Consider the following 25249-nt stretch of genomic DNA (forward strand, 5'->3'; position numbering starts at 1 on the left):
GCAGTTGACCGGGGTTTTAAGTTGCTAAGCCTTCAGATCGATCAGCGGCAGCTTCACGATAAACGCCGTTTCCGCCGTGTTGCTCGAAGCATAAATCTGTCCGTCATGAAGCTCGATGATGCTCTTGACGATGGCCAGCCCCAAACCGGCGCCGCCGGTGTCCAGGGAACGCGATTTCTCGACGCGGTAGAAGCGTTCGAAAATATAAGGGAGGTCCATCGGCGGGATCGGCGGTCCGTAGTTGATGACCCGGACCTCGGCCTCCTGCTCCGACTTCTTCGCCTCGACCCGGATCTGCTTCCCGTCATTACCATAGCGCATCGCATTGGTAATGAGGTTCTCAAACGCCTGCATGATCTTGTCGCCATCGGCCTGGATCATCAGCTTCTCCTGCGGCGGCGAGAAGACGATCTCCATGTCCTGGTTGCGCAGCTGGAGCGAAAATTCCGCGGTCAGCTGACCGATCAGCTGCACGAGATCGATAGGGGTGCGGTGCAGCGGAATTTGGCCGAAGCCCATCCGGGTATAGTCGAACAGATCGTTCACGAGCCGATTCATCCGTTTGGATTTCTCATAGGCGATATTGACATAGTACCGCAGCTCCACCTCGTCCTTGTATTTGTCTTCCTCAATCAGCCGGAGATAGCCGATGATCGACGTCAGGGGCGTGCGGAGATCGTGGGAAACGTTGGTGATCAGATCGTTTTTGGCCTGGGTCGCCAGACGCTCCTCCTCCCTCGAGGCTTCCAGCTGGGAGACCAGCGCGTTGATCTGCCCGGCGAGCAGCCCGAGCTCATCCTTGGAGCGAACCGGAATCTGGACATCCGTATTGCCGGAAGACATGCGCTGAACTCCGCGGATGATATTGGTCAAATTCCGGGTCGTGCCCCAGCTTAGAATCATGCAGTAAAAAATGAACAGCATAATGACGACGACGGCCTGCCACACGGAAAACCCAAAAATCCGGTTGACCCGGATGAGCGCTTCCACAAAGGGATACAGCGCTTTGAAATGATTGTCGTACACCGCCTGCAGGATCGGCTTGACGATCATCAGCGTGGCGAATGTCAGGGCGACGCTGAGGAAAAATAACGTGACGATTTTCCACTGCAGCTTGTTAAATATGCTACGCATCGATTTTATAGCCAACTCCCCACATGGTTTGGATCAGCTTGTAGCCCAGTTCTTTCTCCAGCTTGTCCCGGAGGTTGCTGATGTGAACCATGACCGTATTGTTGGAGACGTAATACTTTTCCTTCCAGACCCGCTGGAAAATTTCCTCGGCGCTGAACACTCTTCCCGGATGGGACGCGAGCAGATGGAGAATATCGAATTCACGGCCGGTGAGCTGTACGTCGGTCCCGCGGGCGGTCACCTTATGGGAAGTCCGGTTGATCTCCACATCGTGAATCCGAAGGGTGGAATCCGTCTGTTCTCTCGGTTCATTATATTGAAAAGAACGCCGGAGGAGCGTTTTGACCCTCACGGTCAGTTCCAGCGGATTAAACGGCTTGATCATGTAATCGTCGGCCCCCGTCATCAGGCCGAGGATTTTGTCCATATCCTCGGTCTTGGCGCTGAGCATCAGAATCGGAATGGTCGACTCGTTCTCCCGAACCTGGCGGCATACCTCGAGGCCGTTCAGTTTGGGCATCATCACGTCCAGTACGATGAGGTCGACCGGATGCTCGTTCAGCAGCTGGAGCGCCTCCTCGCCATGATAGGCGCAGATGACGTGAAAACCTTCATTTTGCAAATAAATCGAAATCAGATTGGCGATTTCCTTGTCGTCGTCGACGACCATAATGTTGCGCATGCATAAACCTCCATCAGTGCTTGTCTATAAGTTCGAGACGGCATGGACCGTTCGGGTCAGCCAGCTGCGGGCAGGATTGTCCGCATGCTCAAAGGCGTAATCGAACATGGCCGCGGCGTCCTGGAACCGGGTCTCGGTGTCGGGCGCTCCCATGACAACGGCAATGACCCGCTTGCCGTCCTTTTCGGTCGTTCCGGTAAAGCAGTACCCGGCCCGCTCCGTATACCCGGTTTTGAAGCCGTCGTTACCGGGATAGGCGTAAGGCTCGCCGGGGAGCATCGCGTTGGTCGTATGCAGCGTAATTCGCTTCTCGGGGATGCTGACATCGGCCTTCTGCGTAATATTTAAAATTTCGGGGTAGGAATCAATGAGGCACTTCGCCAGTTTGGCCACATCCTGCGCGTTCAGCATCGTCTCTCCCCGCGAAGACGCCGACTTGAACTGACGCAGATCGCTTGAGGTCAGTCCGGTCGCATTGGCGAAAACGGCTTGGGGGGACAGGCCGATGTCCTTGGCCCTGGCGTTCATCCGTTTGACGAATTCTTTCTCGCTGCCGCCGATATGTTCGGAAATGGCCACCGCCGCATCGTTGGCGGAGTGCACGACCATCGCTTCAAACAGCTGTCGCAGCGTCAGCGTCTCGCCTTCGCGGAGTCCGATCTCGGAACCCGTCACGTTCGCGGCATACCGGCTGGCGGTGACGGGCTCATCCCAGGTGCTTTGCCCCTGATGGATGCTGTCCAGTACGATTAGCTCCGTCATCATTTTGGACATGCTGGCCGGCGGGAGTGATTGAGACCCGTTATGCTCATAATATACCTTTCCGCTCTCCGCATCCATAAGAACGGCTGCCTGCGCCTTGATCGTAATCATGGGAAACCGGATCAGGCTGACGGCCGCGGCGACCGTCAAGCTCGACAGCAGCGCCAGCGCAATCAGTTTTCTTTTTTGCTTTTGCTTTGATTTCATTGCACCATACCTCGTTTATCCGTTTTGAATACCTTTCATTCTTTTACCAGTCTAACCATCAAACTTTAATTGCCCTACAAGAAAATCTTAAGAAATGTAAAGTTTTCGTCCCTGTTCGGATATATAATATGACTAACCTAATGCCGTCCGGCAGCATGGATAAAGTTACAGATATCGATCGAGAGATAGAGAGACTGGAGGGTTTACAATGCACAACAACACTTGGAAAAGACTCCCGATGGCCGACTGTGTCCGGGATTTGGTCGCCACCGCACGCGGGGACCGCAAAGCAAGCCTCGTCATCCTGAACGTGAGACTGGTCAACGTCTTGTCAGGCGAAATCGTGCGGGAGATGTCCATTGCGGTGCAGGGGCCGCGGATCGCTTATGTCGGCAAGGACGTGAGCCATACCATCGGCGAAGGGACCGTGGTTATTGATGCCGGAGGCAAATATGCAGCGCCCGGACTGCTGGACGGACATTGTCATATTGAGAGCACGCAGCTTACGGCAACCGAATTCGCCAGAGCGGTGCTTCCGCTGGGCACGACCGGCGGGTTTTTCGATGCGCATGAAATTTCGAACGTCCTCGGACTGCCGGGCCTTCGCTTCATGCTGGAGGAAGCCAGAACGACGCCTCTGGCCGCCTATATGCAGGTCGCATCCTGCGTGCCGTCAACCCACCCCGGGCTGGAAACCACCGGAGCTTACATCGGTCCTGAAGAAGTGGCGGAAGCGCTCAGCTGGGGGCCGGATATGATCGGATTGGGCGAAGTGATGAACTTTCCCGGCGTCGTATACGGCGACGACAAAATGATCGGGGAGATCGAGGCGACGCTGCGGGCCGGAAAATACGCGGACGGCCACTTTACATGGAGCTCCGGGGATTGGAGGCTTCCGGTGTATGCGGCAAGCGGTATTAACGGAGACCATGAATGCGTGAGCGCGGAGGATGTCATCGAGCGCGTCCGGCTCGGCATGTACGCCAAGATGCGGCAGGGCTCGGCCTGGCACGACGTTGCGGCCACCATCAAGGCGCATACCGAAGGCGGCCTGGATACCCGGCGCATGATTCTGGTCACGGACGACCGAAGCTCCGAGTCGCTGATGAACGAAGGGCATATGAATTTTGTCGTCCGCCACGCCATTGCGCAGGGCGTCAAGCCGGTAACGGCCTTCCAGATGGCTACGATCAATACGGCAGAACGGTTCGGGGTGGCCAGAGATATCGGAGCGATCGCTCCCGGGCTCTGCGCGGACATCATTTTGCTGGACGGGAATTTGGCCGACGTGAACGTCACGATGACGATCGCGGCCGGACACGTTGTGGCGGAGGATGGCCGGATGACCGCCGAGTGGGAGCCATATGCCATACCGGCAGAGGCGTACGGCACCGTCAAATTGGGGCGTCCGATTGAAGAACGGGATTTGGTCATCGCCGCGCCGCAGACGGGCGGAACGGTTGAGGTCCGGGCAATTGGGGTCGTAGAGAACCATGTGGAGACGAAGGAAACGTGGGTGAACGTGCCGGTGGAAGATTCGACGCTTCGCGTTACGCCGGAGAGCGGCCTCTGCAAAATGGCGGTATTTGAACGCCACGGTCAAGGCGGAGGCCATGCGCTCGGCATCGTGGCGGGGATCGGCTTTGAAGAACCGGCAGCCATCGCAATGACCGTGGCCCATGACAGCCATAACGTAACGGTCATCGGCAATGATGACCGGCTGATGGCGCAGGCGGGAAACCGTGTGGCTGAGATGCAGGGCGGCGTCGTGATGCTCACGCGCACAGGTCGGACGGAGTTTCCGCTGCCGGTCGGCGGCCTGATGTCCGATCAGCCGTTTGAAACGGTCGCGAGCCAGTCCGAAGCGATCAGCCAGGCGCTGATTCAGTCCGGCTGCCTGCTGAACAACGCGTTCATGACACTGTCGCTTCTGGCGCTGGTCGTCATTCCGGAGCTGCGACTGTCGGATAAAGGACTGGTCCGAATTTCGGCGGATGGCATTGAGATCGTGCCGCTGTTCCGGAGCTAAGCAAGGAAATTGAAGAGTGCAACAACATCCGAACCGGCGGGCGCCATATATGGCTCCGCCGGTCTTTTTAGTAGGCAAAGATTGGGTGAAGTAAAAGGAAACGGACGGGCCGTCCGCGAATTATAATAAGATACAGGTTGAGTCACGAAGAAAATCGGGGCGATGCCACAGCCCTCCTGGAAGGACGAGGTACGCCAAAAAGGGGAGCCGGAGGCTCCCCTTATCCTGCATTGATTTACAATTCAAAAGTTGGTAATATAGAACTTGTGACTCTAAAAAGATAAAAATTAAAATAATAATCCTATACGGATTTTATCACATTGGGATGAGTTTGTCAAACATTTAAAAGGGGATGGATATCGGCATGGATATAAACGATCAGGACTGGCAGCAGGAGCAGGAGCGGGTAACTCAGGTCACCGGGAAAATCGCCCGCCGCAAAAAAGCGCTTGAAGCGGAGGTTGGAACGGTCCGGGGAGATGTCGTGGAGCTGAGAAAGGATTTCTGGGATGAGGTTCGCGTCAACTTCAGCAGCGCCGACGACCTCGGAGAGACCTCGACCAGTTTGCGGCAGCAGTCCCAGGTGCTGTCGGAGCGCGAGCGCAGTCATCTGCAGGCTTTTGAATCCTTGAAGAAGCTGCGGCTGCTGGAGAAATCGCCGTATTTCGGCCGGATAGATTTTACGGAAAACGGTCAGAAGCAGACGGAACAGATTTACCTTGGCATCGCTTCGTTCCTGGATGATGACCAGGAGACCTTCCTCGTGTACGACTGGCGGGCTTCCGTCTCCAGCCTGTACTACGACGGTGCGCCCGGGCCGGCTTCCTACCAAACACCCGGCGGCGAAATTGAAGGGACGATGGAACTGAAGCGTCAGTTCGTCATTAAGGACGGCAGGATCGACGTCATGTTCGACACCGGCGTCACCATCGGCGACGAGCTGCTGCAGCAGGTGCTCAGCCACAGCTCCGACAGCCAGATGAAAAGCATTGTGGCGACGATTCAGAAGGAGCAGAACGCCGTGATCCGCAACGACAAGATCCGGATGCTGGTCGTGCAGGGGGCGGCCGGGAGCGGCAAGACGTCTGCGGCCCTGCAGCGTGTCGCCTATTTGCTATACAAATACAGGGAAATTCTGAAGGCCGACCAGGTGCTTCTGTTTTCCCCCAACCCGCTGTTTAACAGCTATGTCTCCACCGTCCTGCCGGAGCTGGGCGAGGAGAACATGATGCAGACGACGTTCCAGGCGTACCTGGAACACCGGCTCAGCAAGGAATACGACCTGGAAGACGTGTTTTCGCAAATGGAGTCGATTCTGAATGCGGAGGAAGGGGAATGGTTAGAGAATAAAAAGGCGTCGATTGCCTTCAAGGCCTCGCCGGCGTTTCTGAATATCATCCGCAGCTACAAGGATTATCTGGAGCATGACGGCATGATCTTTAAGCCGATCCGCTTCAAGGGGCATCTTATCGTTTCGGCTGAAGCGATGAAAGAGAAATTTTACAGCTATGAACCTGCGGTTCGCCTGGCCAACCGGATCGAGCTGATGCGGGAGTGGCTTCAGAAGGAGCTTGCCGCCTTTGCAAAGCAGGAGCGGAAGGCTGCCTGGGTCGATGACCAGATTGAGCTGCTCAGCGCGGAGGAATACCAAAAGGCGTATACCCATGTCCGCAGAAAGCTTGCGTCCAAAAAAGACACCTTCGACGATCACGAGCGCGAACGGAACCTGCTGGCCAAAATGATCGTCAACGAGTGGCTGAAGCCGGTTCGCAAATGGATCAAGCGAAAGCGGTTCGTCGACGTCAAGGCGCTGTATCGTGAGCTATTCGTCAATGAGGAGCTGTTTGCCCGGGTCAGCGGTACAGGCGATCTGCCGGAGCGGTATCATGAGATCGGCGCCCAGACGGTTCAGGATCTCATGGAAGGAAGGCTGTCTTACGAGGATGCGACGCCATATCTGTACATGCAGGAGCTGATGAAAGGCTTTCAGGTCAACAGCCTGATCCGGCACGTGTTCATCGACGAAGTTCAGGATTATTCACCGTTCCAGCTGGAATACCTCAAACGGCTGTTCCCGCGGGCGCGCATGACGGCGCTGGGCGACCTGAACCAGGGAATCTACCCGCATACCGGTGTGCTTGGCGGGAGTTTGGCGTCGCTGCAGGAGCTGTACGGCCCGGAAGAGACGGAGGTCATTTCGCTGACCCGCAGCTACCGTTCGACGTATGAGATCGTGGATTTTACCCGGAGCATGATGCCGGGCGGGGAAGCGATCGTGCCGTTTAACCGGAACGGGGAGAAGCCGCTCGTACGGGTTCAGCAGGACCGGGAAGAGCTTCATGACCGGATCGTCACGGACATTATGGAGCTGAACGCCAAAGGCTATGAGCACACGGCCATCATCTGCAAAACGGCGGAGGAGTCCGAGACGGTCTACGAAGCGCTGAAGGACCGCCTGCCGCTGAAAAAGATCACGAAAACGACCCCTTCCTTCGCTAATGGGACGCTGGTCATTCCATCCTACTTGGCAAAAGGGGTCGAGTTTGATGCGGTCATCATCTATGACGCGTCGGAAGGCGAATACAGCCGGGAGTCCGAACGGAAGCTGTTCTATACTGCCTGTACCCGGGCGATGCACCAGCTCCATGTATACAGCCTGGGCGAGCCCAGCCGCTTCATCACGGATGTGGCGGAAGATAAATACGTTTTGGCCTAGAGTCAGGCGTGGACCGGTAGTCCCGCCAAATCCGGCGGGTTCACACGGGTTCCGTCAGCACGTAAGCTTGTTCCTCGAACGGCTTGCGGTATTTGGACGGGGTACAGCCTTTATGATGCTTGAAGACGGTAATGAAGTAGCTGAGGTTGTCAAAGCCGACATCCATGGCGACCTCGACGATTTTTTTGTCGGTGTTCTCCAGCAGCTTACATGCCTTGAGCACCCGGTAATGGTTGACGTATTCCACCGGGCTCTTCTGGGTCATCTGTTTGAAAAAGCGGCAGAAATGCCCTTCGCTCATGTTGATCTGTCCCGCCAGCTCTTTGAGCTTAAGCGGCTCGGCGTAATGATCATGTATATAATGAAGCGCGGTCTTCAGCCGCTCCACCTTATCATGGCTTCCGGTGGGGCGGCTTTTGCTGTTTTCACCCAGCGGCGCCTGGGCCGACAGCAGGGCGAAGATCCGGAGCAGATGCGCTTTCGTCGACAGCTCGTAAGCCGGTGCTTTGGCTTCGTTTTCGCAGATAATCCGGTGCAGCGCGTCCAAAATGTCCTTTTCCCATTCCGAGTTTCCGGTGATGTGCTGGCGCGGCATCAAGCTTTTTTTCATTAAGGGATCGATATATTTCTCCTGAATGATGTCAAAGTCTGGGCTGCTGAGCAGATCGGCGCTGAACACGACCGCTGAAAAGATGCACGGTTCTTCCGAGGCCAGCATCCCGGAGTGAATTTCCCCGCTGTTGACGAATAATGCTTCGCCTGCGCGGACCTCCACATACGTCATATCGAGTTGGAACACGGCGCTGCCTTGATGCAGCACGATAAATTCCATTTCGTCATGCCAGTGGCAGTCCAGAATGCTCTGCCCGTTGAGCTGTTCGACTCTGGGGTAGATGCTGACGGGATACAGAGGGTGTCCGTGCACGCGGTTCTCCCTGAGCGTTTCTCGATTCATAAGATGTCACTTCCATTCCTAGCAAATATCAATATATTAATATATTTGGTCAAAATAACGTAAGAAATCTCTTCATTAGATCAATATTATTATAGTATAAACTCAAGGAGGGACGAAACATGAAATTCACGGACGGTTACTGGATGATCCGGGAAGGCTACAACGTACAAAACCCTGCGGATATCCGCGATATTACCTATACAAGCGACTCCATGACGGTTTTCGCGGCGACAAAAATCATTGCGACCAAGGGCGACACGCTGAACGGTACGCTACTCAAGGCCAACTTTAGCTCCCCGATGCCGGATGTGATCCGCGTCAAGCTGTTTCATCATAAAGGGAAAATAAACAAAGGACCTGCGTTCGAATTGTTCCCAAGCGATACCGACGTGCAAATTTCGGTGGACGAAGAGACCGCGGTGCTGACCAGCGGCCAGCTGAGCGTGCAGGTCAACCGCAAGCAGGGCTGGAACATCGATTTCAACTATGCCGGCAAGCGGATTACCGGCAGCGGCTGGAGAGCGCCTGCGTATATCCAGGATCCGGATAAAAAAGCATACTACCGCGAGCAGCTTGACCTGGGCGTCGGAGAGTACATCTACGGCCTCGGTGAACGCTTCACCCCGTTTGTAAAGAACGGCCAAGTGGTGGAAATCTGGAACGAGGACGGCGGCACGAGCAGCGAGCAGTCGTACAAAAACATTCCGTTTTATTTGTCCAACAAGGGCTACGGCGTGTTCGTCAACCATCCGGAAAAGGTATCTTATGAGATTGCTTCTGAAAACGTATCCAGAGTTCAGTTCAGTGTCGAAGGCGAATATCTGGAATACTTCATTATCGGCGGCGCCACGCCGAAGGACGTGCTGGACAACTACACGAAGCTGACGGGCAAGCCTGCGCTTCCGCCAGCCTGGACATTCGGATTATGGCTGACGACATCCTTTACGACGGATTACGATGAAGCGACCGTCAACCACTTCGTGGACGGCATGGCCGAGCGCGATCTGCCGCTCTCCGTCTTCCACTTCGACTGCTTCTGGATGAAGGAATACCAGTGGTGCGATTTTGAGTGGGACAAGGATATGTTCCCGGATCCTGAAGGCATGCTGAGACGGCTGAAAGACAAGGGGCTGAAGATCTGTGCCTGGATCAACCCGTACATCGCGGAAAAATCGCACCTGTTCGATGAAGGCATGGAGAACGGGTACCTAGTGAAAACGCCGGACGGTTCTGTATGGCAGTGGGATTTGTGGCAGGCCGGCATGGGTCTGGTGGACTTCACGAATCCCGATGCGGTGAAATGGTACAAGAGCAAGCTCGAAGTGCTGATCGACCAGGGCGTCGACTGCTTCAAAACCGACTTCGGCGAAAGAATTCCAACCAACGTCGTGTATTTCGACGGATCCGATCCGGTGAAAATGCACAACTACTACACCTTCCTGTACAACAAGGCGGTATTTGAAGTGCTGGAAGACAAGCTGGGTAAAGGGGAAGCCGCTTTGTTCGCCCGTTCGGCCACGGTCGGCGGCCAACAGTTCCCAGTTCACTGGGGAGGCGACTGCTCCGCAACGTACGAATCGATGGCAGAGACGGTCCGCGGCGGCCTGTCGCTCGGTCTGTCCGGCTTCGGCTTCTGGAGCCATGACATCAGCGGCTTCGAAAATACGGCTCCGCCGGATATTTACAAGCGCTGGGTGCAGTTCGGCCTGCTCTCGTCCCACAGCCGCCTGCACGGCAGCACATCGTATCGGGTGCCGTGGCTGTTTGACGAAGAGGCGGTCGACGTGGTTCGCAAGTTTACGAAGCTGAAATGCAGCATCATGCCTTATCTCTACAACTCGGCGGTGGAATCCACGGAACGCGGCCTGCCGATGATGAGAGCCATGGTGCTGGAGTATCCGCAGGATCCGACCTGCTTTACGCTGGATACGCAGTACATGTTGGGCGATTCGATTCTGGTGGCGCCGATCTTCAATAAAGAAGGCGACGTCCAATATTATCTGCCGCAAGGCAAGTGGACGAACTATCTGACAGGCGAGGTGCTGGAAGGTAACCGGTGGTACAGCGAGAACCACGGATACATGACCCTGCCGATGATGATTAAGCCGAACACCCTCCTTGCGGTGGGTAAAGAAGACAGCAGACCGGACTATGATTATGCCGACGGCGTCTCGCTGCATCTGTTCGAGCTCGGCGACGGCGCTTCGGCGCAGGCCGACATCGTGAATACGCTGGCCGAACAACAGCTCAGTGTAACCGCATCCCGCAGCGGCAATATCATCGAAGTGAAGGCCTCCGGGGCCGGCAAGCCTTGGACGCTCGTGCTCCGCGGTATCGGCGAAGTGGCGTCCGTAGATCAGGGCACGGCGGCAAGCGGCGAACACGGTGCAGTCATTACACCTGCGGCCGGCGCTTCTTCCGTCACAATCACATTAAAGTAACGGGCTGCTGAGGCAGCTTAGGGATAGAACCGGACCGCAGATGGCTGCGGTCCGGTTTTTTAGAGATCAGAGCATTAGCGGTGTTTTAAGCCGAATCGAGGGGATGTAATTCCCAAGCCTGAACTGGGAGCGCATGCATATCCGTGACTGAAAAGAACCACAATAAAACATGATTTATCATCGAACGTAAAGGTGGTCTTGTCATGGAAGACAAAAAATGGGATCTGGTGGCACTTGCCTCGATACCGCTTATTATGACGCTTGGCAATTCCATGTTAATTCCCATTTTGCCCGAGATATCGCAAAAGCTGCACGTCAACGCCTTTCAGGTCAGCATGCTGATCACGGTGTTTGGCGTTGTGGCGATCGTGCTGATTCCGATTGCGGGTTATTTATCGGACCGGTTCGGACGCAAAACCGTCATTATCCCCAGCTTGATTATTGCCGCGGCGGGAGGAGCGATATCGGGGGCAGCCGCCTGGTGGACGGACGGAGCCACCGCTTACTGGATTATTCTTGCGGGCAGATTCCTGCAGGGTATCGGTGCAGCTGGGGCTTTTCCGATCGTGCTCCCGCTTGTAGGCGATATGTTTGATGATGAAGACGATGTCAGCAAAAGCTTGGGGCTCATCGAAACTTCGAATACGTTCGGCAAAGTGGTCAGTCCGATTCTCGGATCCGCACTGGCTCTGCTGGTTTGGTTTTTGCCTTTTCTCGCGATTCCCGTTCTCTGCATCATTTCGCTGATCATGGTCGCTTGTTTAGTGAAAACGCCTAAGAAGAAAAACGAAAACAAAACGTCAATCAAGGAATTTTTGTCTGACACGAAGGACATTTTGCGTGAAAAAGGGCGATGGCTGTACGCCATTTTCGCCATTGGCGGGATCAGCATGTTTATTACGTTCGGCGTGCTGTTTTTTTTATCCGAGACGCTGGAAACCAAATACGGCATGCATGGGATCGTAAAAGGCCTCGTGCTGGCGATTCCGCTGGCAGTGTTATGTCTGTGCTCGTTTATCGCCGGGAAAGTCATCGGCAAAAACAAAAAGCGTATGAAATGGACCGGCTTTGCAGGGATGGCGCTGCTGACGGCCGGACTGGTTATTGCCGGATTCAGCAGCCAGATTACGTTTCTCCTGATCTTTTTCTCGGTCTGCGGAGCAGGCATCGGCACCACCCTTCCCTGCATGGACGCACTGATCACCGAAGGGATTGAGGAAAAGCAGCGCGGAACGATCACTTCTCTATACAGCAGCATGAGGTATATCGGGGTATCTCTCGGCCCTCCGGTAGTATCCCTGCTCATGAAGAGCACCCACTGGATTCTGTTTGGTACGATGGCTGTGGTAGCGGCGATTGGCGTTCTGCTGACCCTGCTGGCTGTGAAGCCGAAGGAAAACAGCAGCAAGCCGGAGGATTCGGGCCGCAGCTCCCGAAGTAAGGGGCGGCGCGGAATCGGGTTGAGCAGACGGGTTGGTGCCCGCTGAGGTGATCTTGGAATAACAAATGAATACGGATGAGGCCTAGCCCAATGAACGCGGCAGGTTCGGAAAATGTTGCATTTTTCGGATCTGCTGCGTTTTTATTTGTTTTTCAGATGAAAAGGGGTATAAAAACAAAACAAGGTCTGCTATAATCAAACCAATACAAATACAAACAAACAAAAACAAAAGAACTTATTGGAGGTTGTCCTTATAATGGTACAAAATCGATGGAATTCCGATGAAGCTTCCCGGCAGAAAGCCGGCGTCGACCAGCTGGTGTACCGGTCCAACCTGATCGGCAGCGACCGCAGTGTCTGCAACTGGGGCGGCGGCAACACGTCGCTGAAGACGGTGGAGCAGGACTTTCGCGGCCGTGATGTGGAGGTCATGTGGGTAAAAGGAAGCGGTTCGGACCTGGCGACGATGAAAGCGCAGCATTTTACCGGCCTGCGGCTTGAGGATATTCGTCCGCTGATTGAGCGTGATGAAATGTCGGATGAGGAGATGGTGGCTTACCTGTCCCACTGCATGATCGACAGCAAGCATCCGAGAGCGTCGATCGAGACGCTGCTGCATGCATTCCTTCCGTATCCGCACGTCGACCATACCCACCCGGATGCGATTATCAGCTTGTGCTGCGCGGATAACGGCAAAGAAATCGCCCAAGAAATCTACGGGGATACGTTCGTATGGGTACCGTATATCCGTCCCGGGTTTACGCTGTCCAAAATGATCGCCGAAGGCGTCCGGAACAATCCGAATGCCCAGCTGGTGCTGATGGAGAAGCACGGTCTGGTGACATGGGGACAGACGTCCGAGGAATCTTACAACCAGACGATCGCCATGATCCAAAAAGCGGAAGCGTATATTGCCGCAAAAGTACAGGAAGAGAAGGTGTTTGGCGGGCAAAAGACGGCGGCGCTGGCGCCTGAGAAGCGCAAAGCCCTTCTGGCCGAAGTGCTGCCTGTGATCCGCGGCGCGGTTAGCGACAGTAAAAAAATGATCGTCACCTACGACGATGCCGAAGACGTGCTTCAGTTCGTCAACAGCCGTGACGCGAAGGAGCTCTCCCAGGTGGGAGCGGCCTGCCCGGATCACCTGGTGCACACGAAGCGGGTTCCGCTGTATATCGACTGGGATCCGGCTAACGGTGATACCGTTTCCCTCAAAGCGGCGGTACGTCAAGGCGTCGAAGCCTATAAGGAAGAGTACAAGGCGTATTTTGAACGGAACAAAAATGAGGGCGATATCATGTCCGAGGCGGCTCCGCGCGTCATCCTCATTCCGGGGATCGGCATGGTCAACACCGGCAAGAGCCTGGATATGGCGGGGGTCAGCGGAGCTCTGTACCACCGGGCGATCGCGGTGATGAAAGGTTCTACGGCCTTGGGACAATTCGTATCCTTAAGCGAGAACGAATCCTACAACGTGGAATATTGGCCGCTTGAGCTTTACAAGCTGTCCCTGGCTCCGGCGGAAGCGGAGTTCTCCCGCAAGGTCGCCTTTATTACCGGCGGCGCAGGCGGCATCGGCAGCGAAACGGCGCGCCGCTTCGTGTCGGAGGGAGCTCACGTCGTCCTGGCCGACCTGAACCTGGAAGGCGCCGAACAGGTGGCCTCCGAGATCAATGCCAAATACGGCGATGGCCGGGCCAAGGCCGTCAAGATGGACGTAACTCAGGAAGACATGGTCAGGGACGCTTTGGCCGAAACGGCTTTAACCTATGGCGGCGTGGACATCATCGTCAACAATGCCGGGCTGGCCACTTCGAGTCCGTTTGACGAAACCTCCCTGAAGGAATGGAATCTGAACATGAACGTCCTCGGCACGGGCTACTTCCTGGTAGCCAGAGAAGCGTTCAAGCAGATGAAGGAGCAGGGGATCGGCGGCAGCATGGTGTTCGTCGGCTCTAAAAATTCGGTGTATGCCGGCAAGAATGTGACGGCCTACAGCTCCGTCAAGGCGCTTGAAGCCCACCTGGCCCGCTGCATCGCGGCTGAGGGCGGAGAATATGGCATCCGGGTCAACACGATTTTACCGGATGCGATCCTGCAGGGATCGGCCATCTGGAACTCCAACTGGCGGAACGAGCGGGCTGCGGCCTACGGCATCGAGCCGGATCAGCTGGAAGAGCATTACCGCAAGAGAACGACGCTGCTGGTCAACATTTATCCGAAGGACGTGGCCGAAGGGATTGCCTACTTCGCTTCCTCCAAGTCGGAGAAGACGACCGGTTGCATGCTGACGATCGACGGCGGCGTACCGGCGGCGTTTACCCGGTAGGCAGTCGGTCTTACAGGGGAAACTGGCGCAGATTGCAGGAGTGATAGAAGGGAGCAGGTACCAGCTGAACAGGCATGTTTGGCGGAAGGCGCTCCCTCTCTTGCCATAACACACGGCAGACACCGGCTCGCTGCCGGCGCTCTGCCAGACTTTTAAGGTTAACCGCAAAGGAGGTATTACACCGTGAAGGTTTCGCTATTCATTACCTGCATCAGCGACGCGCTGTTTCCGCCTATCGGCGAAGCGATGGCCCGCCTGCTGGCGCGGTACGGCGTCCGGCTCGATTTTCCGCAGGTGCAGACCTGCTGCGGCCAGCCGGCCTTTAACAGCGGCTATTGGGATGAAGCCAGAGCCTCGGCGCGGACGATTTTGGAAGCGTTTGACGACAGCGATTTTGTGATCGCCCCTTCGGGCTCCTGCACCGGCATGATCCATCATTATTACCCCAAGCTGTTTGAACATGAGCCTCAGCTTCAGGAAAAAGCGCTGGCGCTGAAGGAGAAGACGTACGAGTTCACCCAATTTCTCGTCCAGGTGCTGGGCGTGACGGATGTGGGGGCCGTTTTTCCCCATAGAGTTACCTATCACCCATCCTGCCACGGCTCACGGCTGCTCGGCATCAAAGACGAACCGATGCAGCTGATGGCCAGCGTCCAGGGCATGGAGTTGATTCCGCTCCCTTATGCGGAAGACTGCTGCGGCTTCGGCGGGACGTTCGCCATCAAGATGAGCGACATCTCGGGCGCGATGGTCGAAGAGAAAACCCAGCACGTGCTGGAGACGGAGGCCGAGGTGCTGGTCGGGCTGGATATGGGCTGCCTGCTGAACATCGGCGGCAATCTGCATTATCAGGGCAAGCCGGTCCGGGTCATGCATCTGGCGGAACTGCTGTATGAGGGAGTGAAGCACCGTGAGCAAACCGCAGGGGTCTAGCGTAAAGGAGCGGGCGGAGACCGCACTTAAGGACGAATTTCTCGTTAACGCCGTCAAGTTTACGACCGAAAAGCTGAAAAACGGCAAGAAGGCGGCTACGGCGGAACACGGCAACTGGGAGGAATGGAGGGAGCGGGGAAGGCAGATCCGGGCCCATACGATCGCCCACCTCGACTACTATTTGAACGAGTTTGTGAATAATGCCAGGGAGCAGGGCGTGCATGTGCATTTTGCTCCCGAAGCGAAGGACGCCGCCCGAATCGCAGTGGAGATTGCCAAGCACAAGCAGGCTAAGTCAGTGGTCAAGTCCAAATCGATGGTGTCCGAGGAAGTGCATATCAACGAAGCGTTTGAGGGCATCGGCATCGAATCGATTGAAAGCGACCTGGGCGAGTACATCATTCAGCTGGCGAATGAACCGCCTTCCCATATCATTATCCCGGCCATTCACAAAAACCGGTATCAAATCGCCGAGCTGCTGTCGAAGGAAGCGGGAGAAACGCTGGCGCCGGACACGAAAATTTTGGCGGGATTTGCACGGCGGAAGCTTCGCGACAAGTTTCTGGAAGCCGACATCGGGCTAACCGGGGCTAACTTCGGCATTGCCGAGAGCGGATCGATCGTCATTTTTGAAAACGAGGGCAACGCCCGCATGGTGAGCACGGTGCCGAAAACGCAAATTACGCTGATGGGGATGGAGCGGCTTATTCCGACCTGGGATGACCTCGAAGTGATGGCGACGCTCCTGCCGCGCTCGGCGACCGGCCAGAAGCTGACCGTGTACATGTCGGGCATCACGGGGCCGCGCCGGACGGCGGATGGAGACGGCCCGGAGGAGATGCATATCATCATCGTCGACAACGGCCGCTCTCTGCAACTCGGGGACCCGGATTTCCAGGAGCTCTTGAACTGCATCCGGTGCGGGGCATGCCTGAACGCCTGCCCGGTGTACCGCCATATCGGGGGGCATTCGTACCCCGGAACGTACAGCGGGCCGATCGGTGCGGTACTGACGCCGGCGCTGAACAAGAATACCGAGGAGTGGCAGGACATCGCTAACGCCTCCAGTCTATGCGGCGCCTGCTATGAAGCCTGTCCGGTCAAAATTCCGCTGCACGACATGCTTGTCTATTTGCGCAACCGGAAGGTCGAGAGGGGTTATACCGCAGCCGGCGAAAAGCTGGCGATGAAAGGCTTCAAGATGCTGATGAAAAGTTCCGGCCGCTTTAAGCAGGCGGTGAAGCTTGGACAGACGGGCCAGAAGCTGCTGGTCCGGGACGGATATATCCGTTCCCAATTCGGCCCGCTCAAGGGCTGGACGGCGTACAGGCACATTCCTGCGCTGCCTAATAAATCGTTCAGGGAACGCTGGCCGCAGCTGGACGCCGAGGTCGGGGCCAGCCTCCCGCCGATGCCGGAAGCGATGAAGTCCCGCATGGAGAGCATCGTCGCCGGCCGGAAGGAAAGGGGGATGAAGCGATGAGCACATCCGATCCGTCATTTTTGGAGAAAATGGAGCGGGAATCTCGGGAGCAGCAGAAGCGGTTCATCGGCCATATCGCCAGCCGTCTCGGTCGTGGTGGCGCTTCTGAATCCCGCAAGCCGGAGCATCCGTATCGGGGCGCGCCGGATTTTTGGAACGGCTATGAGCTGACGCATGAAGAGCGGATCGAGCGCTTTATGGGGAACTGGCGTGCCGCCGGCGGCCATACCGAACGGGTGGCCGGCTGGGAGGAGCTGTCCGGCGTCGTGACCCGCATCCTGCATGAGCACGGGGCACAGTCAACGATCCGCCAGGACCTTCCGGAGCTGGCCGGGCTCCGGTTGGAACAGCATTTGCCGGAGCTTGCGCACCGGGTGTGGAACGGGCAGGATCCGGACGCCTCCCTGGCCACTGCGGCCTATACGGATGCCGGGATCGCGCTTGTTGATGACGCCGTGGCGTATACCGGCTCGCTCGTGGTCACATCATCGGCGGAGAAGGGACGGTCGGTGTCCCTCCTGCCCAATCTGCTGATCGCTATCGTCCCGGCGGAACGAATGAAGACGCGGCTCGGCGAGGTTATGGGCCGCCTGTCCCGCAGCGCCGGGGAGGGGCTGCCGGCAGGGGTGCACTTTATCTCGGGGCCGAGCCGCTCCTCGGACATCGAGAACGACCTGACCATCGGCGTTCACGGACCGGGGATCGCCTACGCTTTGATTGTCGGATAATCCGATTCGGGAATGTCCCAGCTCAGAAAGGCATGGGGATGACACGTTGTCCGGGAACGGGCAAATCTATATAATGGGTGTACGATAGAACGAAAGAGGGAAGCTATGTTAGTTGCGGAACGTTATGATACCATCGTGCGGCTGGTCAATGAGCGAGGCAGCATCCGGGTGTCGGAGCTGAGCGAGCTGTGCGGTGTGACCGAAGAGACGATCCGCCGCGACCTTGACCGGCTGGAGCAGCAGGGTAAGCTGCGGCGGAGCCATGGCGGCGCCGTCAGCGTCAAAGAGACCCAGGCGGAGACCCCGTATTTCGAGCGGGAGGTCATCCATCAGGACGAGAAGAGGCGAATTGCCGAAGAGGCAGTGCGGCGGATCGAACCGCGGGACCGCATCGCCCTGGATGCCAGCTCGACGGCGTGGTATATGGCTTCGATCCTGCCGGACATTCCTTTGACCGTGGTTACCAATTCCATCAAGGTTGCCCTGGAGCTGTCCTCCAAGGAGAAGATCGAGGTCATATCGACGGGCGGCATGCTGGCAGCCCATTCCTTGTCTTACGTCGGCCCGCTCGCCGAACGCGGCCTGGAATCCTATTATGTGGATAAGGCGTTTATTTCCTGCAAAGGCGTGCATTTGGACCGCGGAATCAGCGAATCCAACGAGCTGCAGGCGATGGTCAAGCACCGGATGATCCGGCAGGCGAAGACGGTGTACATCCTGGCCGACGCGAGCAAAATCGGTGTGCAGGCGTTCACCCATCTGGCCGATTGGACCGAGGTGGACGTGCTGATCACCGACGGCCATGTTGACGAGAAGGACGCATCGCTGCTCCGGGAGAAATCGATCGAGCTGATCATTGCGGGGCAGACGTCCATTTAAGAATGCGGGAGGATTCATTTCCCGGCATATGATGAAACCTCCCGCGAAGGCTGGAAAACAGCTTTCGCGGGAGGTTTTTTTAGTTGGGGGCAAGTACTTTTTTGTTCATCATGCCAGCTCGCTATGCAGTGGATTCAGCACCAAATCGACCACTCCTGCCGACGGGACGACCAACTCTTGCAAACCTTCATTCAGCTCTACGGTTTGTGATCGCACGGTTTGCCCGCAGCAGTCCTTGATCTCCATCGCATAGGTTCCCGGGAATGAACAGGAGAAACAGAGGTACAATCGATCCCCTGGCGTGCCATTTACTATGATGAGTCGTTCGGAAGGGAGATCCAGCTCTACGACGGTCTCGGAGTATACGGCGATGATCGTTTTGTTCCTGCTGCTGGCCTGAACTATAGGATACAGCAGTTCCGGATGAAATGGCTGAAGTTTTCCATGCAGCAGCACATCCCGGTGATCGCGGCAAAAGCCGACCCAAAACCGGAGCATGGCCAGATGCCGGTCCCCGATCCGGTCCAAGCGAACCGAAATTTGGGGCACGGCAAACATGACGTGGATCATCTGCATCGCCGCATTTTCCGCCGTATCCTGGGGATTGAACATGATCATGTCGGAATGGACCGCCGTGTGGCCCGAAAGAAGACGCAGATCTAGCGTACGGACCCGGTTCTGAATGAAATCGTTCGGGCAATCATTCGCTCGGAACATATTTCCGTAGGTTCGCATAAGCGGCCCGATATACGTTTGACGGAATTCGATCAGAATATCGGGCTTGAGCGCTTTGAGCCGGCCCATGACGTCGGACAGCAGGCGGTCGACGGCCTCGGGGACGGACGCGTAATCCCGACCGTTTCCGTGAGCGGACACACCTGGCGAGCCCGCCGTGAGGCGGAAACTGTCCACGAAATCGAGCTTGAGCCCATCAATGTTCCAGTCGGATACCGCTTGCTCGTATACCCGGATCAAATACTCCCGCACTTCTGGAATTCGGGGGTCCAGAATCCCGGCATTCAGATTGTCGTCGATGCCGAGGAGCTTGTCCGCAAATTGGTCCCATACTTTGCTGTGTTTTCCGACAAACGGGACGGAGTACCACAGCATGTACTTCATACCCAGGTCCTGAATAGCAGCGACATGCGCCCCCATATCCGGGAATTTATCCGCGCAAACTTCCCAGTCGCCGGTATACGCATACCCACGGCTGTTATCTTCGGTTTGCCAGCCGTCGTCCACGATGATCGTATCGCATCCGAGTTCTTTGGCCAGCCTGGCCTGCTCCTCCAGCGCATCTGCCGTGATGTCCTGATGATAGGCATACCAGGTGGAGTAGACAGGATCCATCGCCTCCGCCGGAGGCGGGGAAGGCGTCATTCCAGGTTGCCGAGCCCACCACTGGACAACCTCATCCAGAGCCTCGTAATAAGGAACGTCACGCCGGTCAATCCGGAGCGTGGCTTCATACTCACCCTTCATCAATACCGGCTCTTCGAACAGCGTGATCGAGCAGAGGAATGTCGAATCCTCTTCGTGAATCCCTGCCTTGACCGTCAAATGATTCAGCGCATCGGTAAACGCAAAGGTTAGCCGGTTTCTTCCTTCCACATTAAACAGGGCGGCAACGGGAGCCAAAGAGGTGCTTCTTGATGTAAATCCCTCGCCCCAGTCGATCTGAAAAGCTTTGTTCCGGTCGCTTCCCGGGTGCCACATCGAGTGAATATCTATGGCCGGCAGGGACCACTCCAGCCGACAGGCGGGGGTCTGTGTTCCAGCTGCAGCCCGCAGCTTCAAATGAATCAGCCATACGCTGTCTTCCACGATTTCGATCTGCTGCGAGACATCGAAAAATTGCCTCGTATCATGAAACGTGACGATCGGGGGTGAAGCGTTCATCAAATTTTTCATAAACTCCTCCTGCACATTCAAGCTGAATTTGGTCGTATCATTCCAACAATAGTATAAAATTTACGAAACGTATAGTAAACAAAAAGATTCAAACAGTAAGATGTGGAATGCGAATATGCACTTAGATACCTTAGAAACTACGGTTTCATGTTTTTTTATTAGAGTATTGTCAAGGCCGAGGTTCTCTGTTATATTGAAAAACGAAAAACATCTCAGGTTTTTGTTTAGTAAACAAAAGACGTTTTGTTTGGCAAATGATCTGTAAGGTACTAAAATAACAGTAAGGGGTGTTTCCCGAAAAAATGTGACGGAAAAGGTGATTGGTGTTGGCAAATATTCGCGATGTGGCAAGATTGGCAGGGGTGTCTCCTTCCACGGTTTCCCGCGTGTTAAACGGTGATCCGTCTTTATCGGTGCTGGAAGAAACGAGAAGAAAAATCATCTCCGCGGCGGAACAGCTGCAGTATAACATGGCTTCCAAACGTGCGGTCAGCAAGTCTATGCCGTTAAAAGATTACAAGATCGGTCTGGTTACTTTTTGTTCCGAGCAATTCGAAAGTGAAGATCCATACTATTTGTCTATCCGGATGCAAATCGAGAAGGAATTCAACCAGATGGGGCTGCATATTACCCGGACGATCCGCTGGGTCAATCATGAATCTTATGAAAGTCTGTCCGGCCTCGACGGTCTGATCGTGATCGGCAAATTTGAATTTGACCCATACAATTTGTTCTTTAACCGGATCCAAAATATCGTGTTCGTGGATTATTCTCCGGACGAGGACCGCTTTGATTCCGTCGTTGTCGATTTCAATAAAGTGACCACGACGGCGCTGGATCACTTGACAGGCCTTGGATATACCAAAATCGGGCTGATCAGCTCCCGCGATTTTATCAACCGGTTCGGTTCCAGGACGGGGATTGATTCCATCGACCAGCGCCAAAGCAGTTTTGAAGCTTACATGAAAAATAAAAATCTATACATGCCGGAGCATGTCCATATCGGCAGCAATTTCTCCATGTCGACCGGATATCAGCTGATGAAGGACGCCATTAAAAAGGGGAAACTGCCGGAAGCTTTCTTGATCGGATCGGATCCCATGGCCATCGCGGCAAGCAGAGCGCTAAAGGAGGCGGGCGTAAAAGTGCCGATGGATGTGGCGCTCGTCGGGATTGATGATATCGAGATGGCTGCTTATATGGACCCGCCGCTGACTACGGTCAAAATTTATACCGAACAGATGGGTCAAACCGCCGTGAAAATGCTGCTGGAAAGGATTGGAGGCAGGGAGGTTCCGCTTAAAGTGGTACTACCGTCGAAGTTAATCGTAAGAAGCTCATGCGGTGCTGGCCGATTTCCCAAAACGGCTGTCCAGAAATAGGACAGACAGGGGGAGCGAAAGAGCCGCAGCCGCACAAACAATCGTTAGGGGGCATTAAACGATGAAAAAATGGCTGTTGTTCGTAGTATCTTTATTCGTTGTCATCGGAATGACCGCATGTTCCGGAAACTCCGGAACGGCGGACTCGACGCAGAGCGAGGGCGGCGCCGCGGGCGAAAGCGCCGGCTCGGGCGCCAAAGGAAAGATTACGTTTGCTTACTGGGGCGCGCAGACGGAAGCCGACGCCATCAAACAAGTGATTGCCGATTTTGAAAAGTCCTACCCCGATATTAAAGTGGAGAGCCAATGGATTCAGCAGGATTATCTCACGAAACTGCAGACCATGATTGCCGGAGGAACGGCTCCTGACGTGATGTTGATTTCGGGCGGGGATTTACCTGGATTTGCAAGCGCTTTCCAGGAACAGCAGGTGGATCCATCCGCCTTCAGCTCGCCGTCTCTGGTGGATTCGCTGTCAGTCGACGGTAAGGCCTATGCCGTACCGTTTATTATTAAACCTAAGGTCATGGCCATCAATCTCGATCTTTTCAAGAAAAACAATATTCCTCTTCCCAGCCCAACCGAGCCCATGACGATGGACCAGTTCGACGAAATGGCCAAGAAGCTGGCCGCCGGTGAGGGCAGCTCCAAAGTTTTCGGCTCGGAGCCGTTGTATTTGCCGAATCTGATTTATTCGTTCGGCGGTACGTTTTACTCCGACGATCACGCCCAATCCCTTCTGGGATCTCCGGAAGCAATTAAGGCCGGAGAATATATCGTCGCCGCCAAGCAGGAAGGCATCGTACCGAGCGACAACGAGAAGCAGGGACAGAACATGATGAACTGGTTCTTGAGCGGGCGCATCGGCATGTACACCGATTTTGGCCCATGGTATATCCCGCAGCTGGCGGATGTCAAAGGCTTTGACTGGGATATCGTTCCTTTCCCGGGTGGCGGCGGCTCCAAAGAAGTGAACGGCCTGGCTCTGAGCAAAGACAGCAAAAACGCTGAGGCAGCCAAGATCTTCATTCAGCATCTGACCCAGGATGAGGAGGCGCAAAAAATTATAGGGGGCAACAAAAGCGCGTATGGAGTACCGGTTTTGGCAAGCGCAACCGGGGCGTTTGAGCAAATTTATCCCGGCAAAAACCTGAAAGCTTTTGTTTTGGCGTCCGAGAAACAGCATCCGCAGGAAGCGCAAAAACGGACGAATGAGATCGGCAATGAAATGAAAGCGATCGACGATCAAACCCCCATCGGAATCGGCAGCAAGGCCGTGAAGGAAGTGTTCCCTCAGGTAGCGGAGAAAATCGACAACATTTTGAAACAAAAATAACGGGAGAAAGCCTATGAACGGACTTATTGAACTCATATATAACTTCTTTCAGGGGATGGGGGTTCCAGCGGCGTTGCTGCCGCTCCTCCCGTTCCTGACCGTCATGGCCGTGGTGTATGCCCTTCTTTTTCTAATCACGCGGTTTCTGGTACGCAAAAAAGTGATCCATATGAAGACAGCCAGCTTTTACATGTTCGTGTCGGTATGGGTCTTTGGTTTCCTGCTCTTTACGCTGGGGCCGATGGTCTTCTCCTTCTATATCAGCTTTACCCAGTGGGAGGTGGTCAGCGACCCGGTATGGGCAGGGACGGACAATTACCGAATGCTGTTTAAGGATACGATGTTTTATAAATCGCTTGCCGTGACGTTCTACTACACGTTGGTCAGTGTTCCACTCCAGGTGGTGTTGTCTTTCGGGATTGCCCTGTTGATGAATTTGAAGCTGCGCGGCATTTACGTGTTCCGTACCGTTTATTATTTGCCCACGCTCGTGCAGGGGGTTGCCCAAATGGTGCTGTTCATTTGGATTTTCAACCCGAACGTTGGGCTGATCAATTCGGTGCTGCGTTTCGCGGGCATTCACGGTCCGGCCTGGCTGTCCGATCCGCATTGGTCGATGCCGGCCATCATTCTGATGAGCCTGTGGACGGTCGGAGGCAATATGATCATTTACTTGGCCGGATTGTCGGATATTCCGCAATCGCTCTATGAGCAGGCCGAAATCGACGGAGCAACCGTTCTTCGCAGGCTGTGGCATGTGACGCTTCCGCAAATTTCGCCCATCCTGTTTTTTAATGCCGTCACGAGCATGATCGGGGCGTTCCAGACCTTCACGCAAGGCTTCCTTGTCAACGGAGGACCGGACAATTCGCTGCTGTTCTATGCGTATTACTTGTATCAAAACGCGTTTATGTGGTTCAAGATGGGCTACGGCTCTGCGTTGGCCTGGGTGCTGTTCGTGATCATTTTGCTGTTCACCTTGCTGGTGTTCCGCAGCAGCGCATTATGGGTGTATTACGAAAATGAAGTGGGAGGGAGGAAGCGCCGTGTCCGTAAAAAAGAAGCGTAAATCCCCCGGAGTCCGGTGGCTGGGTTACCTGGTGCTGTTGGCGGGCGCAGCGGCGTTCCTGTATCCGTTTTTGTGGATGATTTCCGCTTCGCTCCGCAATCTGGAGGAAATCGCGGTTTCCGGCATGAACATTTGGCCGCAGCACTGGCGCTGGGAAAATTACGCGAAAGCGTTGACGGCGTTCCCCTTTGGCCGCTATTTGGTCAATACGTTGATCACCACCGTTCTTCCTATCATTGGTACCGTGTTTTCCTGTTCTTTGGTCGGTTATGCTTTTGCCCGTTTAAGGGTTAAAGGAAGCGGATTTCTGTTCCTGCTTGTATTATCAACCATGCTGCTGCCTGGTGAAGTTACGATGATTCCGCAGTTCATTTTATTTAAAAAGCTCGGTATGCTGGATACCTTGTATCCGCTTATCGTGCCGGCGTTCTTCGGCTCACCGTTCTACATCTTTTTGTTCCGCCAGTTTTATTCGCGGTTACCTGTGGGTTTAGAGGAAGCGGCAGTCATTGACGGCTGCGGTTATTTCAAAATTTGGCGGACGATCTTTTTGCCGCTGTCCAAGCCGGCTCTGACGGGAGTCGGGGTCATGATGTTTATGGGCGCCTGGAACAACTTCATGGGTCCGTTGATCTATATCAACAGCGACCGTTGGAAGACGCTTACGCTGGGTCTGGCCGGCTTTCAGGGGACATATTCCACGGATACGAATCTGTTGATGGCCGCAGCCATCGTGATTACGCTGCCGTGCATTATTTTGTTCTTCAGCGCGCAAAAGGCCTTCATGGAAGGACTGACGTTCTCCGGATCAAAAGAGAGTTAGAAGAAGGAGTGA

The 25249-nt window shown here is 55.1% G+C and carries 18 protein-coding genes; 13 read left to right on the top strand and 5 right to left on the bottom strand.

Annotated elements, in window-relative coordinates; all coding sequences use genetic code 11:
* Positions 1-24: 24 nt before the first annotated feature.
* The 3 genes from IAE55_RS20645 to IAE55_RS20655 are packed head-to-tail and all read right to left on the bottom strand — an operon-like array spanning position 25 to position 2785.
* The gene (locus tag IAE55_RS20645; RefSeq protein WP_200633771.1) at positions 25-1134 is read right to left on the bottom strand and encodes a sensor histidine kinase; all 1110 of its coding nucleotides are present in this window, start codon (positions 1132-1134) and stop codon (positions 25-27) included.
* Positions 1127-1816 (bottom strand): response regulator transcription factor, encoded by a 690-nt coding sequence (locus IAE55_RS20650; protein ID WP_200633772.1) that lies wholly within the window; start codon positions 1814-1816, stop codon positions 1127-1129. The genes IAE55_RS20645 and IAE55_RS20650 overlap by 8 nt, the downstream gene beginning before the upstream one ends.
* A gap of 24 nt (positions 1817-1840) precedes the next feature.
* Positions 1841-2785, bottom strand: a complete 945-nt coding sequence (locus IAE55_RS20655; protein WP_200633773.1) for a D-alanyl-D-alanine carboxypeptidase family protein — start codon at positions 2783-2785, stop codon at positions 1841-1843.
* A gap of 208 nt (positions 2786-2993) precedes the next feature.
* Here IAE55_RS20655 and IAE55_RS20660 point away from each other — a divergent pair, with 208 nt between their 5' ends.
* The gene (locus IAE55_RS20660) at positions 2994-4814 is read left to right on the top strand and encodes an adenine deaminase (protein ID WP_200633774.1); all 1821 of its coding nucleotides are present in this window, start codon (positions 2994-2996) and stop codon (positions 4812-4814) included.
* 364 nt (positions 4815-5178) lie between these two features.
* Positions 5179-7530 (top strand): RNA polymerase recycling motor HelD, encoded by a 2352-nt coding sequence (gene helD, locus IAE55_RS20665; RefSeq protein ID WP_200633775.1) that lies wholly within the window; start codon positions 5179-5181, stop codon positions 7528-7530.
* A 40-nt stretch (positions 7531-7570) separates the two neighbouring features.
* Here the strand turns inward: helD and IAE55_RS20670 are convergent, their stop codons facing one another.
* Complete coding sequence (locus IAE55_RS20670) at positions 7571-8485, bottom strand: AraC family transcriptional regulator (RefSeq protein ID WP_200633776.1); 915 nt, start codon at positions 8483-8485, stop codon at positions 7571-7573.
* 119 nt (positions 8486-8604) lie between these two features.
* Between IAE55_RS20670 and yicI the strand changes: the two genes are divergently transcribed.
* The 7 genes from yicI (at position 8605) to IAE55_RS20705 (ending at position 18716) form a co-directional block, all read left to right on the top strand.
* Positions 8605-10926 (top strand): alpha-xylosidase, encoded by a 2322-nt coding sequence (yicI, locus tag IAE55_RS20675; protein ID WP_200633777.1) that lies wholly within the window; start codon positions 8605-8607, stop codon positions 10924-10926.
* 203 nt (positions 10927-11129) lie between these two features.
* On the top strand, positions 11130-12413 hold the full coding sequence (locus IAE55_RS20680) for an MFS transporter (RefSeq protein WP_200633778.1): 1284 nt from the start codon (positions 11130-11132) through the stop codon (positions 12411-12413).
* Positions 12414-12623: 210 nt separating this feature from the next.
* A complete protein-coding gene (locus IAE55_RS20685; protein WP_200633779.1) occupies positions 12624-14693 on the top strand; it encodes a bifunctional aldolase/short-chain dehydrogenase in 2070 nt (689 codons plus the stop codon).
* Between the two features lie 183 nt (positions 14694-14876).
* The gene (locus tag IAE55_RS20690; protein ID WP_076168430.1) at positions 14877-15626 is read left to right on the top strand and encodes a (Fe-S)-binding protein; all 750 of its coding nucleotides are present in this window, start codon (positions 14877-14879) and stop codon (positions 15624-15626) included.
* Entirely contained in the window at positions 15604-17109 is a 1506-nt protein-coding gene (locus IAE55_RS20695) for a LutB/LldF family L-lactate oxidation iron-sulfur protein (protein ID WP_116231315.1), read from the top strand. Before IAE55_RS20690 ends, IAE55_RS20695 begins: the two co-directional genes overlap by 23 nt.
* Positions 17106-17837, top strand: a complete 732-nt coding sequence (locus tag IAE55_RS20700; RefSeq protein ID WP_200633780.1) for a LutC/YkgG family protein — start codon at positions 17106-17108, stop codon at positions 17835-17837. The genes IAE55_RS20695 and IAE55_RS20700 overlap by 4 nt, the downstream gene beginning before the upstream one ends.
* 105 nt (positions 17838-17942) lie before the next feature.
* Positions 17943-18716, top strand: coding sequence for a DeoR/GlpR family DNA-binding transcription regulator (locus IAE55_RS20705; RefSeq protein WP_145156695.1), 774 nt, complete (start codon positions 17943-17945; stop codon positions 18714-18716).
* Between the two features lie 108 nt (positions 18717-18824).
* Here IAE55_RS20705 and IAE55_RS20710 read toward each other — a convergent pair whose 3' ends face one another.
* Positions 18825-20627, bottom strand: coding sequence for a glycoside hydrolase family 36 protein (locus tag IAE55_RS20710; RefSeq protein WP_105443712.1), 1803 nt, complete (start codon positions 20625-20627; stop codon positions 18825-18827).
* A gap of 326 nt (positions 20628-20953) precedes the next feature.
* Here IAE55_RS20710 and IAE55_RS20715 point away from each other — a divergent pair, with 326 nt between their 5' ends.
* The 4 genes from IAE55_RS20715 (at position 20954) to IAE55_RS20730 (ending at position 25237) form a co-directional block, all read left to right on the top strand.
* Positions 20954-22009: a LacI family DNA-binding transcriptional regulator gene (locus IAE55_RS20715; protein ID WP_181152890.1), complete on the top strand. Its 1056-nt coding sequence runs from the start codon at positions 20954-20956 to the stop codon at positions 22007-22009.
* A 61-nt stretch (positions 22010-22070) separates the two neighbouring features.
* Positions 22071-23345 carry an ABC transporter substrate-binding protein gene (locus IAE55_RS20720; protein WP_145948883.1) on the top strand — a complete coding sequence of 425 codons (1275 nt, stop codon included), beginning with the start codon at positions 22071-22073 and terminating at the stop codon, positions 23343-23345.
* A gap of 13 nt (positions 23346-23358) precedes the next feature.
* Positions 23359-24414, top strand: a complete 1056-nt coding sequence (locus IAE55_RS20725; RefSeq protein WP_234489723.1) for a carbohydrate ABC transporter permease — start codon at positions 23359-23361, stop codon at positions 24412-24414.
* Positions 24392-25237 carry a carbohydrate ABC transporter permease gene (locus IAE55_RS20730; protein WP_258169124.1) on the top strand — a complete coding sequence of 282 codons (846 nt, stop codon included), beginning with the start codon at positions 24392-24394 and terminating at the stop codon, positions 25235-25237. The genes IAE55_RS20725 and IAE55_RS20730 overlap by 23 nt, the downstream gene beginning before the upstream one ends.
* Positions 25238-25249 lie beyond the last annotated feature (12 nt).

This window comes from Paenibacillus sp. S28 (genome assembly GCF_016624415.1).
GTDB lineage: Bacteria > Bacillota > Bacilli > Paenibacillales > Paenibacillaceae > Paenibacillus_AQ > Paenibacillus_AQ favisporus.

Coding starts and splice junctions, on each gene's coding strand:
- IAE55_RS20705 (WP_145156695.1), top strand. CDS start 17,943: ATGTTAGTTGCGGAACGTTATGATACCATCGTGCGGCTGGTCAATGAG.
- IAE55_RS20710 (WP_105443712.1), bottom strand. CDS start 20,627: ATGAAAAATTTGATGAACGCTTCACCCCCGATCGTCACGTTTCATGAT.
- IAE55_RS20660 (WP_200633774.1), top strand. CDS start 2,994: ATGCACAACAACACTTGGAAAAGACTCCCGATGGCCGACTGTGTCCGG.
- IAE55_RS20725 (WP_234489723.1), top strand. CDS start 23,359: ATGAACGGACTTATTGAACTCATATATAACTTCTTTCAGGGGATGGGG.
- IAE55_RS20680 (WP_200633778.1), top strand. CDS start 11,130: ATGGAAGACAAAAAATGGGATCTGGTGGCACTTGCCTCGATACCGCTT.
- IAE55_RS20720 (WP_145948883.1), top strand. CDS start 22,071: ATGAAAAAATGGCTGTTGTTCGTAGTATCTTTATTCGTTGTCATCGGA.
- IAE55_RS20670 (WP_200633776.1), bottom strand. CDS start 8,485: ATGAATCGAGAAACGCTCAGGGAGAACCGCGTGCACGGACACCCTCTG.
- IAE55_RS20645 (WP_200633771.1), bottom strand. CDS start 1,134: ATGCGTAGCATATTTAACAAGCTGCAGTGGAAAATCGTCACGTTATTT.
- IAE55_RS20650 (WP_200633772.1), bottom strand. CDS start 1,816: ATGCGCAACATTATGGTCGTCGACGACGACAAGGAAATCGCCAATCTG.
- IAE55_RS20700 (WP_200633780.1), top strand. CDS start 17,106: ATGAGCACATCCGATCCGTCATTTTTGGAGAAAATGGAGCGGGAATCT.
- IAE55_RS20655 (WP_200633773.1), bottom strand. CDS start 2,785: ATGAAATCAAAGCAAAAGCAAAAAAGAAAACTGATTGCGCTGGCGCTG.
- IAE55_RS20685 (WP_200633779.1), top strand. CDS start 12,624: ATGGTACAAAATCGATGGAATTCCGATGAAGCTTCCCGGCAGAAAGCC.
- helD (WP_200633775.1), top strand. CDS start 5,179: ATGGATATAAACGATCAGGACTGGCAGCAGGAGCAGGAGCGGGTAACT.
- yicI (WP_200633777.1), top strand. CDS start 8,605: ATGAAATTCACGGACGGTTACTGGATGATCCGGGAAGGCTACAACGTA.